Raw genomic sequence first — 16,176 nt, 5'->3', positions numbered from 1 at the left:
CCAGAGAGCATCCCTGTAGAGCCTGATCGAACCAGACCACTACGTGTTCAGAGATGCCGCTGGGCGCGCAAGATTAACAGCAATTGCTTACGGTTGGATCAATGCACATCCTTCCAGTATTCGCGTTTGAGCAGATAGGCGAATACGAAGAAGAAAGCCAGGTACAGCAAGACGTACGTACCGATGCGCTGATGCTGCAGTTTGACCGGGTTGGCCGAGTAAGCCAGGAAGGTCACCAGGTTTTTCACGGTCTGGTCGAACTGCTCTTCGTTCTGCGTACCGGTCTTGGGCACGATGGTCAGTTGATCGCACGCTTCATGGGTCAGAGGCGTGCCGGTCAACGGATCATATTGCTTCTTGCCGTCTTCAACGACCTGAACCTGCTTGCATCCTACCACTTGGCGACCCTGCAGGCCGACCAGAACGTTGGGCATACCGACATTCGGGAAGACTTTGTTGTTCACGCCGTAAGGGCGCGCAGGGTCTTCGTAGAAGGACTTCAGGTAGCCGTAGAGCCAATCGGTGCCACGCACGCGGGCGACCAGGGTCAGGTCCGGCGGCGCGGCGCCGAACCAGGTCTTGGCGTCAGCCGGTTGCATGCCGATGTTCATGTGGTCGCCGATCTTGGCGCCGGTGAACACCGAATGGCTGAGCATCACGTCATGGGGGATGCCCAGGTCGTCGGCAACACGCTCATAGCGCTGGAACTTGGCACTGTGGCAGCCCATGCAGTAGTTGGTGAAGGTGCGCAGGCCATCCTGCATGGCGGCCTTGTCGGAGACGTCAATGTCGACTTTCTCCAGTTCCGCGCCATGCTCGGCGGCGAAGGACAGTAGCGGCAGGGCCGCAAGCATCAAAGCTACGAATAATTTTTTCATCAGCCAGTCACCCTTTCCGGTACCGGTTTGGTCTTCTCAAGCCGGGTGTAGAACGGCATCAGAATGAAGTAGGCGAAGTACAGGAAGGTGCAGACCTGCGACAGCAACGTACGCTCCGGAGTTGGCGCCAACACGCCGAGAACACCCAGGATGACGAACGCGATGCAGAACACCCACAACCAGATCTTGCTCAGCCAGCCCTTGTAGCGCATGGACTTGACCGGGCTGCGGTCGAGCCAGGGCAGCACGAACAGCACCGCAATGGCCGCGCCCATGGCGATCACACCCATGAGTTTGTCGGGAATCGCCCGCAAAATCGCGTAGAACGGCGTGAAGTACCAGACCGGGGCAATGTGCTCGGGTGTCTTGAAGGCGTTGGCTTGCTCAAAGTTGGGTTTCTCCAGGAAATAACCGCCCATCTCCGGGAAAAAGAACACGATCGAGCAGAACACGAACAGGAACACCACCACGCCGACGATGTCTTTGACGGTGTAGTACGGGTGGAAAGGAATTCCATCGAGCGGCACGCCGTTTTCGTCCTTGTGCTTCTTGATGTCCACACCATCGGGGTTGTTCGAGCCCACTTCGTGCAGCGCCAGAATGTGCAGCACCACCAGGCCGAGAATCACGATCGGCAAAGCCACCACGTGCAAGGCGAAGAAGCGGTTCAGGGTGATGCCGGAGATCAGGTAGTCACCACGGATCCACTGGGTCAGGTCGTTGCCGATCACCGGAATGGCACCGAACAGCGAGATGATCACCTGGGCGCCCCAGTACGACATCTGGCCCCACGGCAGCAGGTAACCCATAAAGGCTTCGGCCATCAGCGCCAGGTAGATCAGCATGCCGAACACCCACACCAGCTCGCGTGGTTTCTGGTACGAACCGTAGAGCAGGCCGCGGAACATGTGCAGGTAGACAACGATGAAGAACGCCGAGGCGCCGGTGGAGTGCAGCAGGCGCAGGATCGAGCCGTACTCGACGTCACGCATGATGTATTCGACGGAGGCGAACGCTTCTTCCGCCGACGGGGTGTAGCTCATCGTCAGCCAGACGCCGGTGACGATCTGGTTGACCAGCACCAGCAGCGCCAGCGAGCCGAAGAAGTAGAAGAAGTTAAAGTTTTTTGGTGCGTAATATTTGCTGAGATGGTCTTCCCACATTTTGGTTGCGGGGAAACGCGCATCCACCCAATCCATGAACTTGCTCATCAGGCTTTCTCCCCCTCGTCGACGCCAATGACAATGACACTGTCAGTCTCGTAGTGATGTGGCGGAACTGGCAGGTTCAGTGGTGCGGGTTGTGACTTGTAGACGCGGCCGGCGAGGTCGTAGTGAGAACCGTGGCAAGGGCAGAAATAACCACCGACCCAGTCCTTGCCAAGGTCGGCAGGTGCCACTTCAGGGCGGAAGGTAGGCGAGCAGCCCAGGTGGGTGCAGATACCGATCAGCAAAAGGATCTCTGGCTTGATCGAACGAACTTCCTTGTCGACGTAAGCGGGTTGGTCGGAGTTCTTCGAGTCGGGGTCGGACAGCTGGCCCTCGATTTTCTTCAGATTCCCCAGGATTTCCTCGGTACGACGAACGATGAATACGGGCTGACCGCGCCACTCAGCAATCATTTGCTGGCCTGGGTCGATCTTGCTGACATTCACCTTCACCGGTGCACCTGCGGCTTTCGCCTTGGCACTGGGAAACCATGACCCCACGAACGGGACCGCAGCCCCCACCGCTCCTGCAGCACCCACCACGGATGTGGCTGCTACCAAGAAGCGACGCCGGCCTGCATTCACGCCGTCATTGCTCATTCAGTCCTCTCCCATCAGCTTTTTGGCCTGTTAAATCAGGCGTCTACTAAGTATTGAAGCTTTGCTTATAAAAATTTTGTCGGATGGTAATGAAAAGCCCCACGTATGACAAGGGAATTGCCCTGGGCTTGGCCCCCAGGCCTTGTAGTATAGGGGGTCTACGGATGTGGCAAGTTGTCACGCGCAAATTTGTGCATAAATCGCAGGCAATAAAAAACGCCCAGCTCCGTGAGGAGGCTGGGCGTTTTTGTGGAACGTAAAGCGAATTAACGCTTCGAGTACTGCGGACGCTTACGCGCTTTACGCAGACCGACTTTCTTACGTTCAACTTCACGGGCATCGCGAGTTACGAAGCCAGCTTTGCGCAGAGCGCTACGCAGGGTTTCGTCGTAGCTCATCAGAGCGCGAGTGATACCGTGGCGGATTGCGCCAGCTTGACCACTTACACCGCCACCGATAACGGTGACGTAGATGTCGAACTTTTCAACGGTCTCGGTCAGTTCCAGCGGCTGACGAACTACCATGCGGGCAGTTTCGCGGCCGAAGAAGTTGTCCAGGGAGCAGTTGTTGATCGAGATGTTACCAGTACCCGGACGCAGGAAAACGCGAGCGGTTGCGGTTTTGCGACGGCCAGTGCCGTAATTTTGAGTCGCCGACATAATGAACTATTCCGTTAAAACTTCAGTTCTTGGGGCTGCTGAGCAGCATGAGGGTGTACAGCGCCCGCATAGACTTTCAGCTTGCGAAACATATCGCGACCCAGTGGGCCCTTAGGCAGCATGCCTTTGACCGCGATTTCGATCGGGGCTTCAGGCTTCTTGGCAATCAGGCCTTCGAAGTTGGAAGACTTGATACCGCCTGGGAAACCGGAGTGACGGTAGTACATTTTGTCGCTTGCTTTGTTGCCGGTTACACGAACCTGCTCAGCGTTGATGATAACGATGTAGTCACCGGTATCAACGTGAGGGGTGTACTCAGGCTTGTGCTTGCCACGCAGACGGCTGGCGACTTCAGTGGCCAGACGACCCAGGGTCTGACCAGCGGCGTCGACGACAAACCAGTCGCGCTGAACTGTTTCCGGTTTTGCAGTAAAAGTTGTCATTCTTTAATAGCCTCAGGGGCCGCCCTGTAAATTAGACGGCGGATCTTACTGAATAGTGCGTACTTTGACAAGTCAAAGGCAGCCGGATACAGACGCTATCGGGGGCTCGGGTCGGCGCGTCCGTTCAACGGCAAGATTCTTCGGCAGGCGGCGCATCACTTCCACTGCAGAAAGAGGTGGGCAATTATGCAGATTGCCAAAAAAAATTCAACCTGCTTTTATGATTGTTTTCCTGCAAGGAGCACCTGATGGATTATCGACAGCTGGGCCGTACGGATCTGAAAGTAAGCGCGATAGCCTTGGGTACCATGACGTGGGGCGAGCAGAATAGCGAGGCAGAGGCCTTCGCGCAGATCGAGCGGGCCAAGGCCGCCGGCATCAACTTCCTCGACACGGCAGAAATGTACCCGGTACCGCCCAAAGCCGAAACGTACGGTGCCACCGAGCGCTATATCGGCAACTACTTCAAAAGCCGTGGCGACCGCGCCGACTGGGTCCTGGCCACCAAGATCGCCAGCCCCGGCAACAAGCTCGGCCATATTCGCGGCGGCCCGCTCAAACTCAACCGCCAGCACATCGTCGAAGCCCTGGATGCGAGCCTCAAACGCTTGCAAACCGACTGGATCGACCTCTACCAGTTGCACACCCCCGAGCGCAGCACCAATTTCTTCGGTCAGTTGGGTTATGTCCATAAAGATGAAGAGGACCTGACGCCACTCGAAGAAACCCTTGAGGTGCTGGATGAACAGGTCAAGGCCGGCAAGATTCGCCACATTGGCCTGTCCAACGAAACGCCGTGGGGCGCCATGAAATTCCTGGCCCTGGCCGAAGCCCGTGGCTGGCCGCGTGCCGTATCGATCCAGAACCCCTACAGCCTGCTCAACCGCAGCTTTGAAGTCGGCCTGGCAGAAGTCGCTATCCGCGAACAATGCGGGCTGCTGGCTTACTCGCCCCTGGGATTCGGCATGCTCAGCGGCAAGTACGAAGCCGGCGCACGCCCGGCCAATGCGCGACTAAGCCTGTACAGCCGCTTCAGCCGCTACTTCAACCCGCAATCGGAAGCCGCATGCAGCCGTTACGTGGCACTGGCACGGGAACACGGCCTGGACCCGGCGCAGATGGCCCTGGCGTTTGTGACGCGGCAGCCGTTCGTGACCAGCAACATTATCGGGGCGACGAGCCTCGAACAACTGGACAGCAACATTGCCAGTGCCGAGCTGAAGTTGTCGGCTGACGTATTGGCGGGGATTGAGGCGATCCAGAAGGATCATCCGAATCCGGCGCCGTGATTGATCTTTAGACCGCCATCGCAGGCAAGCCAGCTCCCACATTTGAATGTATTCACCGCTCAAGTGTGGGAGCTGGCTTGCCTGCGATGGGGCCTCAAGCAGCACTACAAAACCTTCAAAGCGCCCGCGCAATAATCTCCTTCATGATCTCGTTGGTCCCCGCATAAATCCGCTGCACCCGCGCATCCGCCCAGGCCCGTGCAATCGGGTATTCCCACATAAAGCCGTAGCCACCATGCAGCTGCACGCACTCGTCGAGCACCTTGCATTGCAGGTCCGTGGCCCAGTATTTGGCCATTGCCGCCGTGGGTACATCCAGCTTGCCTTCCAGGTGCAGCGCCATGCATTTGTCGACAAACACGCGACCAATCTGAATCTCGGTGGCCATCTCCGCCAGTTTGAAGCGGGTGTTCTGGAAATCCGCGATCGCCTTGCCGAACGCCTTGCGCTCGCGGGTGTAGTCCAGCGTCCATTCCAACGCGGCTTCGGCCGATGACAGGGCACCAATGGCCACGGTCAAACGCTCCTGTGGCAACTCCTGCATCAAATAGGCGAAGCCCATGCCGGCCTGGCCCAGCAGGTTTTCCTTCGGCACGCGCACGTCCTGGAAGAACAGCTCGGAGGTGTCCTGCGCTTTCATGCCGACCTTCTCCAGGCGCTTGCCCTTGTCGAAGCCCGGCGTGTCGGCCTCCACCAGAAACAGGCTGGTGCCCTTGGCGCCGGCCTTGGGATCGGTCTTGGCCACCACAATCACCAGCTCGGCGAGATAGCCGTTGGTGATGAAGGTCTTGGACCCGTTGATCACATACTCATCGCCGTCCAGCACCGCGGTGGTCTTCACGCCCTGCAGGTCGGAACCGGCACCGGGCTCGGTCATTGCAATGGCCGTGACCATTTCGCCAGAGATCAGCTTCGGCAGGTATTTGTGTTTCAGCGCCTCACTGCCGTAATGCAGGATGTATGGCGCCACGATGTCCGAATGCAGCGAAAAACCGATGCCGGTCAGGCCAAGACGACTGATCTCTTCGATGACCACCGCGCTGTACAAAAAGTCCGCACCCAGGCCGCCGTATTCCTCGGGCAGGTGGGAGCACAACATCCCCGCCTCCCCCGCCTTGCTCCACAGGCCACGGTCGATGTAACCCTGCTTTTCCCATTGCCCATGGAACGGCGCGGCGTGTTTTTCGAGGAAGGTGCGCACGCTGCCGCGAAAGAGTTCGTGCTCAGGGCTGTACAAGGTTCTGGGGATCATGGGGCACCTGTGTGGATTGTCGGACAAGGACGAACCCACAGAGCCTATGCCCCGATGGCGTCACGGGACACTGGACACATGCGACAAAAAATAAGACGATCCAGCCGTCTGGTGACCACTTTCCCCTATAAGAATAAATGAAATTATGTCTAACCAAATCTCCACGCCGTTGCGGCGCGTCAGCATTTTGGCCATTGATCGGGTATTCGCTTCCACCCTCATGCAAGCCAAGGATTTCTTCCACCTCGCCAGCCTGCGCTATGGCAAACAACAAGGCCTGGGCCTGACTCCCGCGTTCGAAACACGCCTGGTCAGCCCCGACGGGCAATCGGTGCGCAGCTTCAGTGATGTGATCATGCCGGTGGACGGCGGCCTGGAAAACGCCGACATCATCGTGCTCCCCGCCTTCTGGGATGACTTCGACGCGCTCTGCGCGCGCTACCCGCAAGTGCTGCCCTGGCTACGCGAACAACATGCGCGCGGCGCGGTGCTTTGCGGCGAAGCCACCGGGGTGTTCTGGCTGGCCGAGGCCGGGTTGCTGGATGGCAAGGAGGCAACCACCTATTGGCGCTTCTTCAATGCCTTCAGCGAACGCTTTCCAAACGTCCAGCTGAACGAGGACAAACACCTCACCGACGCCGACAACCTGTACTGCGCCGGCGGCACCACCTCGGCGTGTGACCTCTACATTTACCTGATCGAACGCTTCTGCGGCGCCAACATCGCCCAGGCCGTGGCCCGTGACATTCTCTACGAAGTGCAGCGCAGCTACGCACCGGGGCGCATCGGGTTTGGCGGGCAGAAGCTGCACCAGGACGTGATCATCCTGCAGATCCAGCACTGGCTCGAAGAACACTTCGCCGACAAATTCCGCTTCGAAGACGTCGCCCGGGAACACGGCATGAGCATCCGCAACTTCATGCGCCGCTTCCAGACCGCCACCGGCGACAAGCCGCTGCATTACCTGCAGCGCCTGCGCATCGAGACTGCCAAGGGCCTGCTCTCGGGCAGCCGCAAGAGCATCAAGACCATCAGCTACGAGGTGGGGTATGACGATGCGAGTTTCTTTGCGCGGCTGTTCAGGCAGCACACGGAGCTATCGCCGAATCAATACCGCCAGCAGTTTCAGCAGGCGGCATAACCCGAGCTAAACACAAAACCAATGTGGGAGCTGGCGTGCCTGCGATAGGGGTGTACCAGCCAACACATAAGTTGGCTGACAGACCGCTATCGCAGGCAAGCCAGCTCCCACATTTTGATCTCCATGGTTTTGGAGATTGGCTTACGGCTTGTGCCCGCGCGACAGGAACTCGTGGGACTGCATCTCGAGCAAACGGCTCAGCGTACGCTGGAACTCGAAGTTCAAACGCCCGCCGGTGTACAGATCCTTCAACTCGACTTCTGCCGAGATGATCAGCTTCACGTTACGGTCGTAGAACTCGTCGACCATGTTGATGAAGCGGCGCGCGATATCGTCGGTGGTGACGCTCATCTGCTCCACGCCACTCAGGATCACCGCGTGGAAGATCTTGCCCAGTTCGATGTAGTCGTTCTGGCTGCGCGGGCCGTCGCACAGGGCGCGGAAGTCGAACCAGGCCACGTCATCGCACGTGCGCAGCGCGATGATTTCGCGGTTTTCGATCATCAGCTTGTCGTTTTCCACCGCCTTTGTGCATTCCGGCGTCAGCGCGCGGAAGCTCTTTTTCAGGCTTTCGTGCGCCGCTTCGTTCAGCGGGAAATGGAACAACTCAGCTTGCTCAAGGTGACGCAGGCGATAATCGACGCCGCTGTCGACATTGACGATTTCAGTGTTCTGCTTGATCAGCGCGATGGCCGGCAAGAAGCGCGCGCGTTGCAGGCCGTCCTTGTACAAACCGTCGGGCACGATGTTCGAGGTAGCGACCAGGGTCACACCGTTCTTGAACAGTTCTTCCATCAAGGTGCCGAGGATCATGGCGTCGGTGATGTCGGAGACGAAGAATTCATCGAAGCAGATCACCCGCGCCTCTTCGGAGAACCGCTTGGCGATAATGGTCAGCGGGTTTTTCTCGCCCGGCAGGGTCTTCATTTCTTCGTGCACGCGCTTCATGAAGCGGTGGAAGTGCGTTCGGACCTTTTCCTTGAACGGCAGCGCTTCGAAGAAGGTGTCGACCAGGTACGTCTTGCCCCGGCCCACGCCACCCCAGAAGTACAAGCCTTTGACCGGGGTGTGGTCTTTCTTGCCAAACAACTTGCTGAACATCCCTGGCTTGTTTTGCGAGGCCGCGATCAGGTCGTCATACAGGCGCTGCAAATGACGCACAGCATTTTCCTGGGCCGCGTCGTGGAAGAACTCAGGGCGTTTCAGATCAGCTTGATATCGTTCTAGGGGCGTCATAATTCGTTAGCAAGGCAACAAAAACGGGCCGCCACTGTAACGACGGCTCCGGATAATGGCAATCAACCCTTGGTCGGGTTAATCCTCGATTGGCGTCAACGCAACGCGCAAGGCGGCGATGGCAGCGTCGCGCGACGTTTCGTCGGCAAACGTGGCGCTGTCGGCCACGGCGGCACCGTCCAGCCACACGTTGAAGCTCAGGGCTTCGGTTCGTACGTCCAGCGCATCGCCGCTTTGCAACTGCTTGGTCACCGCACCCGCCGCTTTGCCGTCGGCAAAGCTGCGCGACAACAGCAGTTGCTCGCCGTCAGCCGCCAACAGGCGGAAACGGAAGCTGCCGTCGTCTTCGCGGAAACTCACAAAGCGCGCCGCTTTGGCGGCTTTCTTCTTGGTTGCCACCGGCGCGGCGGCTTGCTCGACAAACGAACGCAAGCCAACCGCTTCGCGCAGCTCGGCAAGAAACGGCGCCGCCGAGGCGCGAGCCTTTCTGGCGCCGACCTGCAGCAGGTCCTCCATGTCCGAAGGGCGCGACATCAACTGGTGATAACGCTCGCGCGCCTCGCCCAACTGGCCGTCCAGCAGCTGGAACAGACGGTTCTTCGCCTCGCCCCAGCCCAGGCCCTGCAGCAGGTCGGCGCGGAATTCTTCTTCCTGGGCCTTGCTGGCAAACGCCTGGAACAAGGTGAACAGGTGCGAGTTGTCCGGGTCTTTGGCTTCGCCTGGCGCGCGCGAGTCGGTAACGATGCGCGAGATCGCGTCCTTCATGTCCTTGGCGCTGGTGAACAACGGGATGGTGTTGTCGTAGCTCTTGGACATCTTGCGGCCATCCAGGCCCGGCAAGGTGGCGACGCTTTCTTCGATCAGCGCCTCGGGCATGGTGAAGAATTCTTTACCGTTGCCGAACAGGTGGTTGAAGCGCTGGCCGATATCGCGGGCCATTTCCACGTGCTGGATCTGGTCACGGCCGACCGGCACCTTATGCGCGTTGAACATCAAAATGTCCGCCGCCATCAGCACCGGGTAGCTGTACAAGCCCATGCTGATACCCGCATCCGGGTCTTCGCCGCTTTCCACGTTTTTATCCACCGACGCCTTGTAGGCGTGGGCGCGGTTGAGCAGGCCCTTGGCGGCAACGCAGGTCAGCAGCCAGGTCAGTTCGGGAATTTCCGGAATGTCGGACTGGCGATAGAACGTCACCCGGTTCACATCCAGGCCACCGGCCAGCCAGGTCGCGGCGATTTCCATGCGCGAACGCTGGATGCGCTGCGGGTCATCGCACTTGATCAGGGCGTGGTAGTCGGCCAGGAAGTAAAAGGAGTCGGCATTGGCGTCCTGGCTGGCGAGAATCGCCGGGCGGATCGCACCGGCGTAGTTGCCCAGGTGCGGCGTGCCGGTGGTGGTGATGCCGGTGAGGATACGGGTACGAGTCGTCATGGGTAATCGCTTATCAGACTGCTATCAATTCGAAAGTCGCGGCAGCACCAGATCCTTCAGATCGGTGAGCTTGCCATGAAAAAAGTGTCCGCATTCTGCCACTTTCAGCAGCTCATGGGGGCGTTTCAGGGCGGCGGACCAGTCATAGACGGTTTGCGGGTCGACCACTTCGTCGGTTTCCGGCTGGATCAGCGTCAGCGGGCAGCCTTGGGGCAGCACGTCGGTATCGCGAAGGCGCATCACCGCCGCGGCCACCATGAACAGGTGCGCGAGCTGTTCGCCCTTGGCTTCCAGACGACCACCGAGGCTGGCGGCAACGTAGCCACCGAAGGAAAAACCGAGCAGCGTGATCGGCAGGTCAGGGTGTTTTTCCCGCAGCCAGGTGGCGGCCGCTTCAGCGTCGTCCACTTCACCGGTGGCCATATCGTGGGTGCCGGCACTCGCGCAGACGCCACGGTAATTGAAACGCAATGTAATCAAACCGGCATCGCGGGCGGTGCGTTGCAGGGTCGATACGACTTTATTGAGCATGGTCCCGCCCTGCACCGGGTTGGGGTGGCAGATCAGCGCCAGGCCCCGCGGCTCGGGGTGATCCAGGTACAGGGCTTCCAATTGGCCCACCGGGCCATCGATCAAAACGGGGGTTTCACGCATGAGCAAGAGATGAACTCCGTGACCTCACAAAGGGTCGACTCGTCTAGCTAAAAGTCTGTGCATGGCATCATTGCGAGCTTAATCGCGGTATACAGCGCAGGTTTGAGCCGTTAACGTAAAGCAAAGCCGTTTATAGAGGAAGGACTCGTGGAACACTCGCTCTTAGTTTGGTTGTTGCCGACTCTTGCCCTGGTTGCCGGTGTCGCCATTGGTTTCCTGGTTGCCCGCTTGCTGCCGAATGCCGCGCCTAACCGCACGCAGCGTCAGCTGGATGACATTCAGGAACGTTTTGACAGTTATCAGAACGAGGTTGTTACCCACTTCAACAGCACCGCGACCCTGGTCAAGAAACTCACCCAGAGCTACCAGGAAGTACAGGATCACCTCGCCGATGGCGCTAACCGCCTGGCCCTCGACGACATCACCCGCCAGCGTCTGCTGGCCGCGCTGCATTCCGAAGCACCGCAAGCTCCACGGGAACGCCTGACCCCGCCTCGGGAAAATCAGGAACCGCCACGGGACTACGCGCCAAAGACGCCGAACGCCCCAGGCATGCTGGATGAGCATTACGGTTTGAAGAAGTAAGTTTTCTTCAAACATTAAAAAGCCCGGCTGATCATTGATCAGCCGGGCTTTTTTCTTTCAGACAACACCGTTCAACTGTGGGAGCTGGCTTGCCTGCGATAGCGGTGTACCCGTGACACCGCCATCGCGGGCAAGCCCCGCTCCCACAGAGACCGCATACGACCTTAAGCCGGTTGCTGCTCCTGCAACAACCCACCCTCAATCCGCACATGCCGCCCATGGAAACGCTTGAGGCTGCTGCGATGGCCGACGCTGACAACACTCAACCCCGGCAGCTCATCGATCAACGCCTGATACAACGTGGCTTCATCTTCTTCATCCATGGCCGACGTCGCTTCGTCCATGTACAGCCATTGCGGCGCAAACAACAGCGCACGCGCAAAGGCCAGACGCTGTTGCTCACCCGGCGAGAGCATGCGTTGCCAGTGGTTGGCCTCGTCCAGGCGCGCAACCAGGTGCGGCAAGCGGCAGGTTTCCAGGACCTGTGCATAACGCTCTGCCGGGTAAACGCTCTCGGCTTGTGGATAACTCAATGCGGCCTTCAACGTGCCAATCGGCAGGTAGGGCTTTTGCGGCAGGAACAGGTAGCGCGCGGCCGGCAGAAGAATACTGCCGTGCCCCGCCGGCCACAGATGCCCCATCGCCCGCAGCAGCGTGCTCTTGCCGCTGCCGGAACGACCACTGAGCATCACACGTTGGCCTGGCTCTACTGTCATGTCGCCATGGGTGAGCAGGTGACGGCCATCGGCCAGGTCCATACCCAAGTCTTGCACCACCAGGCGCTCGCCTTGCGGGCGCACATCGATGGCCGGGGCACGCTCCTCGTTTTCGCGCATGGCCTGATGGAAGCTCAGCAGACGGTCACTGGTGGCGCGCCACGAGGCCAGCTCGGAATACGCGCTGATAAACCAACTGAAATTCTCCTGCACGTTGCCGAAGGCCGAGTTGATTTGCATCAGCTCGCCCAGCTCGATCTTGCCGGTGAAGTAACGCGGCGCGGCCACGATAAACGGAAAGATGATCGCAATCTGGCTGTAGCCGGCGGTAAAGAAGGTCAGGCGCTTGGACACTTTCATGATGTCCCAGAAGTTGTGCCAGACCTTGCCGAAACGCGCACTTAAACGCTGATTCTCGTTGGGCTCGCCGTTGTACAGCGCGATGCTTTCGGCGTTCTCGCGCACGCGCACCATGGAGAAACGCAGGTCCGCTTCGAAACGTTGTTGTTGGTTGCTCAGGCCGATCAAACGACGACCGATCAGGTGCGTCAGCCAGCTGCCGACAGCGGCATACAGCAACGCACACCAGAACATGTACCCGGGGATGGTGATACCAAACACTTCAATGCTGCCCGACACGCCCCACAAAATAATGGAGAACGACACCAGGCTAACCACGTTGCGCAGCAAGCCAAGCCCCAGGCTCAGAGTGCTGGAGGTGAAGTTGTTGAGGTCTTCGGAAATCCGCTGGTCCGGGTTATCGGTGTAACCACCCTGCTCCAGCTGGTAATAGTTCTTGTGCGCGAGCCAGCGCGCGAAGTGTTTTTCAGTGAGCCAGGCACGCCAGCGGATGGTCAGCATCTGGGTTAGGTACAAACGGTACACCGCACCGAGGATGGCCACGGCTGCGATGCCGCCGAAATAGCCGATCAGCTGCCAGAACGCCGCCGTGTCCTTTTTCTCCAGGGCGTTGTAGAAATCCTTGTACCAGTGGTTGATCCACACGGAAATGGCCACGCTGAACAGCGACAGCCCGATCACCGCGGCCAGCAACAGCCAGGCCTTGCCCTTCTCTTCACTGCGCCAATAGGGCGTGATCATCGCCCAGGTTCGGCGAAAGAAGTGCCCATGCACCGCGTCGTTGACCGCGGAGTACTCAGCGTTCTGATTCATCGTTCAGGCTCTGTAAGAAAATGTGACAGGCGTTTGAGCCGATCATAGACGATCGGTTCGTGGCTTCGTGCAACCTGCAGCAAATTGTTCAGACTTTGTTCAGCGCCTTAAGGAGATGCCTCCGTTACCTCCTGCCCGCTCACTGAGATTCCTCATCCTGGCCTGCAGGAAAAAGCCGGTGACACCTGCAGGGGAACGCTACTCGCCCGCTCGCCACACAGGAAACCGGTCAATCAACTGTCCTGTCCGAGACTCAACTTATGCACATTGGTATCCAACGCGTCAGCCCTTACCCGCCCTCGACTGAACCCTCCCTGCGGCCCGAAAACATTGAGCGGCCAGCCACACCAGGGGCTCGCCAAAAACGCGCGATCGACTCCGGTGCGCCTAAAGATCAAGAACGGGTGCAGGACGTCAGGTTGAGTGACGGGGCGCCAGGCGGCTACGAAGAGGTCAGCGTCAATCCTGATCCGGGTAAACGGGCAAGCCTCGGCGAGAAAGAACCGTCTCCGGTGAGTACAGGCCTCAATATCAACATCGACCCCGCCGCCCGGGAAATCACCGACTCGTTCATGAGCGTCGAGCAGGAAGCCTCAAACTTCCTCAGGAAAACATTCGCCGAGCTCGCGCAAAAGGCAAAAACCCCTGCTGACAAAGACATGTGGGATATGGACCCCGATGACACATTTCTGGTGACCTTCGACTACAACACCACAGGAGAACGGCCCTACCCCGCGAAAGTCATCCAGAGAATCTCGCTCACCCAGGCACTGATTCAAAATGCGCAGCAAACGCCTGTGGGCCAGGGTTACGCAGTGCCTTTTTATGCCGGCGGCCCGGAGGTCATCATTAAACCGGATCTGGAAACGCTCCGGCCTGGAACGTTCGACCTCTCAAGCCGCTTTAACCCCTATCAGGAACAGGCCAATACCACCCACACGTTCCAGGGTATTTACAAAGAGTCCGCCGATGAAGCAGCACCTGTTTATAACGGAGGCAACCAGAGTTCACTCACGCCTGCCGAGTTCAAAAAGCTGATATGGAAGGCGGACTTCCAACAGCCCTACAACGCGTTCCTGAATGACTTCTGGACCCGCCACCTCGAAAAATACCCTGCGCTGGCCAAGGCCTCGTTCATCCAGTCAGCCATGACCCAACATCAAGAGGGCAGCCTGACCTCACAGGGTCGGGCGTTGGTCATGCGGGCCGCCGGCCTGCCAGGAAACCAGGCGTCCTGGCCGGACATCAAGTATGAGGACTTGCTTAAGAACCCGCCCAGGGATCCCGGCCTGGAGACCGGCCTGCTCAAACTCGGCAGTTATCCAGCCACCGACCTTGTCTACGTAACGGATGCCAACAGCACGCCTGCGTTGACGCTGCTTTACATCCCCGGCAACTCGTCCCCTCTCCACAGCTTCGGCAGCCAGGCAGAAATGAAAACGTGGCTTGCAAAACAAATGGCCGCCCCGGCCAAACGTGATGCGATGGCGTTGCACTTTGCCTTGAAAGATAAACCCAACGGTTTTACACGGGCCGGCATCGACGAGACGCTGGCCGGGCTCGGGGCCTGGCCTGCAAAACGTGAAACGCCAGGCGGGCTACTCAACTACGACCACAGGGCTTTCACCGGTTTTTGGGACCCGCAAACCTTCATCACCACCGAGCCCAGTCATTTACCGTTCGAGGAAATGGCGAAGCGCCAAAAAGATCGTTCCTATGCGGATGCCGACATTCGGATAACCAGTGATGCGGACGAAACCAAAAAGGCACTGCTGTCTGGTCTTGAAAAAACCAAAAAAGCCGCGCTGTTTCTGGCCCCGCTGGCGTTGGTGATGCCTGAGGTGGCATTGGCGCTGGATGCCTTTTACCTGGCTGACGCGGCCAGCACCACGGTAATTGGCCTCGACGACGAGCTACACGGCAAGCCAAAGGGCACCGAACATATGGTGTTCGGTCTTTTCAACGCCGCGACAGTCGTCGTACCCCGACTCGTGAACGCCTTCCGGACGGCAGAAGGTACAGCCGGCAACGTCGAACCCAACACTGTTTACGCCGTTGAAAACCCGGCGCCGAACTCCCTGATGGGCGTGGAACCTCATGTGCCACGCGTCGATGCTCCGTTGCCCGACTTCAGCCTTCACGCCCTGCCTGACCATTTTCTTGAAGGCCGTGCCCTTCGGGGGGACGGCACTTATCAAGTCGGTGAGCAGTTCTACGTACGCTACACCGACGGTACCGGCGTCAACAGGGCGTTTGAGATCAGCCGCAACTACAAGGTCGAAAATGGATACGTTCGGGTGATCGACCCCAATACGGGGAAGACGGTGATGTTCCTGGAGTCGGCAGGTCACGGTGAATGGCGCTTGAACACCCTGAAAGGCGGCGGCAGGAAGTTCATCAAGCCTGCACCGCAAAAAGCCCCGCTCGCGAAAGAAAACGCGGTGCCAGGCATTTCAGCGAAAACGCCATTGGCCAATCATCAGGATTGGCAATCCATACTGGATTCGGGCACGTACGCCGGGCAGCCGGTTTACATTCACTACACCGACAAGGCTGGCGCAGAGGCAATCGCTCAAGGGCAAAGCATTACGGATGCGACACGGGGCGCAACACGCGCGGGCTCCAAGGGTGGCATATACGTCAACCCTCCCGGTCAGCAATTCAACGGCGAGAATGTCCAAGACCTGTTGTTTCTGGGTAACGAGCGCTATTTGGGCAGGGGCAACTACATGGTGATATTCAGCACCGACCAGGCGCCCGAGGAACTCGGCGCCATTACCGCCGGCAGCCCGTTCGTCGAGCTGAGGATGCCCAAGGAAATCAAGCTGAAACCGTCGAACTTTCTGTACTTGGGACCGAACAACTTCCCCAACTACTTCGGTTGAGGACGCCTGGAAATAGCCGGGTGA

Annotated in this window: 14 protein-coding genes; 4 read left to right on the top strand and 10 right to left on the bottom strand. The window is 58.7% G+C overall.

The features are described 5' to 3' along the window. Positions 1-98: 98 nt before the first annotated feature. The 5 genes from ATI14_RS11555 to rplM form a co-directional block, all read right to left on the bottom strand. Positions 99-878 (bottom strand): cytochrome c1, encoded by a 780-nt coding sequence (locus tag ATI14_RS11555; RefSeq protein WP_016971567.1) that lies wholly within the window; start codon positions 876-878, stop codon positions 99-101. Continuing rightward, entirely contained in the window at positions 878-2,089 is a 1,212-nt protein-coding gene (locus ATI14_RS11550) for a cytochrome b (RefSeq protein ID WP_016971568.1), read from the bottom strand. Before ATI14_RS11550 ends, ATI14_RS11555 begins: the two co-directional genes overlap by 1 nt. Further along, a complete protein-coding gene (petA, locus tag ATI14_RS11545) occupies positions 2,089-2,685 on the bottom strand; it encodes a ubiquinol-cytochrome c reductase iron-sulfur subunit (protein ID WP_016971569.1) in 597 nt (198 codons plus the stop codon). Before petA ends, ATI14_RS11550 begins: the two co-directional genes overlap by 1 nt. A 266-nt stretch (positions 2,686-2,951) precedes the next feature. Next, positions 2,952-3,344: a 30S ribosomal protein S9 gene (rpsI, locus tag ATI14_RS11540; RefSeq protein ID WP_080520057.1), complete on the bottom strand. Its 393-nt coding sequence runs from the start codon at positions 3,342-3,344 to the stop codon at positions 2,952-2,954. A gap of 14 nt (positions 3,345-3,358) precedes the next feature. Next, positions 3,359-3,787: a 50S ribosomal protein L13 gene (gene rplM / locus ATI14_RS11535; protein ID WP_003188508.1), complete on the bottom strand. Its 429-nt coding sequence runs from the start codon at positions 3,785-3,787 to the stop codon at positions 3,359-3,361. A 248-nt stretch (positions 3,788-4,035) separates the two neighbouring features. Between rplM and ATI14_RS11530 the strand changes: the two genes are divergently transcribed. Beyond that, entirely contained in the window at positions 4,036-5,076 is a 1,041-nt protein-coding gene (locus ATI14_RS11530) for an NADP(H)-dependent aldo-keto reductase (RefSeq protein WP_016971571.1), read from the top strand. 115 nt (positions 5,077-5,191) lie between these two features. On the opposite strand, the gene ATI14_RS11525 is transcribed toward ATI14_RS11530, so the two are convergent. After that, positions 5,192-6,328: an acyl-CoA dehydrogenase family protein gene (locus tag ATI14_RS11525; protein WP_016971572.1), complete on the bottom strand. Its 1,137-nt coding sequence runs from the start codon at positions 6,326-6,328 to the stop codon at positions 5,192-5,194. A gap of 220 nt (positions 6,329-6,548) precedes the next feature. Here ATI14_RS11525 and ATI14_RS11520 point away from each other — a divergent pair, with 220 nt between their 5' ends. Continuing rightward, positions 6,549-7,469 (top strand): GlxA family transcriptional regulator, encoded by a 921-nt coding sequence (locus tag ATI14_RS11520; RefSeq protein ID WP_177006364.1) that lies wholly within the window; start codon positions 6,549-6,551, stop codon positions 7,467-7,469. Between the two features lie 141 nt (positions 7,470-7,610). Here the strand turns inward: ATI14_RS11520 and zapE are convergent, their stop codons facing one another. From zapE to ATI14_RS11505, 3 genes are all read right to left on the bottom strand, one after another. Further along, the gene (gene zapE / locus ATI14_RS11515; RefSeq protein ID WP_016971574.1) at positions 7,611-8,705 is read right to left on the bottom strand and encodes a cell division protein ZapE; all 1,095 of its coding nucleotides are present in this window, start codon (positions 8,703-8,705) and stop codon (positions 7,611-7,613) included. Between the two features lie 78 nt (positions 8,706-8,783). After that, positions 8,784-10,139: a tryptophan--tRNA ligase gene (locus tag ATI14_RS11510; protein WP_016971575.1), complete on the bottom strand. Its 1,356-nt coding sequence runs from the start codon at positions 10,137-10,139 to the stop codon at positions 8,784-8,786. A 24-nt stretch (positions 10,140-10,163) separates the two neighbouring features. Next, positions 10,164-10,793, bottom strand: a complete 630-nt coding sequence (locus tag ATI14_RS11505) for an alpha/beta hydrolase (RefSeq protein ID WP_080520065.1) — start codon at positions 10,791-10,793, stop codon at positions 10,164-10,166. 147 nt (positions 10,794-10,940) lie between these two features. Between ATI14_RS11505 and ATI14_RS11500 the strand changes: the two genes are divergently transcribed. Next, a complete protein-coding gene (locus tag ATI14_RS11500; protein WP_016971577.1) occupies positions 10,941-11,378 on the top strand; it encodes a Z-ring associated ZapG family protein in 438 nt (145 codons plus the stop codon). Positions 11,379-11,542: 164 nt separating this feature from the next. On the opposite strand, the gene ATI14_RS11495 is transcribed toward ATI14_RS11500, so the two are convergent. Next, positions 11,543-13,267 carry an ABC transporter ATP-binding protein/permease gene (locus tag ATI14_RS11495; RefSeq protein WP_016971578.1) on the bottom strand — a complete coding sequence of 575 codons (1,725 nt, stop codon included), beginning with the start codon at positions 13,265-13,267 and terminating at the stop codon, positions 11,543-11,545. 260 nt (positions 13,268-13,527) lie between these two features. On the opposite strand from ATI14_RS11495, the gene ATI14_RS11490 reads away from it, so the two are divergent. Continuing rightward, the gene (locus tag ATI14_RS11490) at positions 13,528-16,152 is read left to right on the top strand and encodes a dermonecrotic toxin domain-containing protein (protein WP_231124404.1); all 2,625 of its coding nucleotides are present in this window, start codon (positions 13,528-13,530) and stop codon (positions 16,150-16,152) included. Positions 16,153-16,176 lie beyond the last annotated feature (24 nt).

Source organism: Pseudomonas tolaasii NCPPB 2192 (genome assembly GCF_002813445.1).
Lineage (GTDB): Bacteria > Pseudomonadota > Gammaproteobacteria > Pseudomonadales > Pseudomonadaceae > Aquipseudomonas > Aquipseudomonas tolaasii.
Note: the sequence above shows the minus strand (reverse complement) of the source record. Positions and strands in the feature narration are given on the sequence as shown.